Origin of the sequence: Mesorhizobium sp. M7A.F.Ca.AU.002.02.1.1 (genome assembly GCF_003998535.1) — a bacterium.
GTDB classification, from domain to species: Bacteria; Pseudomonadota; Alphaproteobacteria; order Rhizobiales; family Rhizobiaceae; genus Mesorhizobium; species Mesorhizobium ciceri.
Genome location: NZ_RZPB01001396.1, coordinates 1 through 680 on the forward strand (window position 1 = coordinate 1; position 680 = coordinate 680).

A 680-nucleotide genomic window follows, 5' to 3' on the forward strand; every position below is an offset into this window, starting at 1 on the left:
GATATGCGGCGACTCGAAAGTTTCCTCCAGCCAGGCGCGGGGTGAGGACAGCAGCAGCCGGCCCGTATCGAGCGCTCCGGACATGCCCTTCTTGCGCCACAGGTTCCACGCCGTGCCGGCAAGCGCGCGGGCACTCATCGGCGAACCCAGCAGCCGGAACAGGTGTTCGGCCTCCGCCGGGAAGGCGGCGACCAGCCTGCGCCATGTGGCGGCGTCGGCGGCTGAGAAGGCGGCGATGCGCGCGGCGGTCTTTTCCAGATCGTTGCTGACGCCGAACCAGCGCCCGTCAGGGAATGCGCTGGCGAAACAGTCGGCGACCGGGGCGAACTCCAGCCCCTGCGCTTTCAATTCATTTGCATATTTCCGGTGGAAGGCCGAGCCGGCGAAGAGGCTGAGATTCATCGCGCCGAAATCGTGGCGGAAGCCGGGAAGGGTGAATTCGCGCGTCTGGACGGCGCCGCCGATTGCCGCGCCGCGCTCGAAAACCCCTGTTTTCCAGCCTTTGAGCGCCAAATGCGCAGCGCATGCCAGACTGTTGTGGCCCGCCCCGACAAAGATGGCGTCGAACTCGCTCACGCCCCGTCCCCATTTCCTTTATGCTTAAAGATAATTGCAGATGCATATGTTTTCGTCTAGTAGGATATTAAGGGCCGAGACGAGCCTTGATCATCACACGAAAG

At 62.9% G+C, this 680-nt stretch carries 1 protein-coding gene; it reads right to left on the reverse strand.

Going from position 1 to position 680, the window contains the following annotated elements; all coding sequences use genetic code 11:
• The coding region (locus tag EN879_RS37955) for an NAD(P)/FAD-dependent oxidoreductase (RefSeq protein WP_164774949.1) at positions 1–576 on the reverse strand (576 nt) is incomplete at its 3' end.
• Positions 577–680 lie beyond the last annotated feature (104 nt).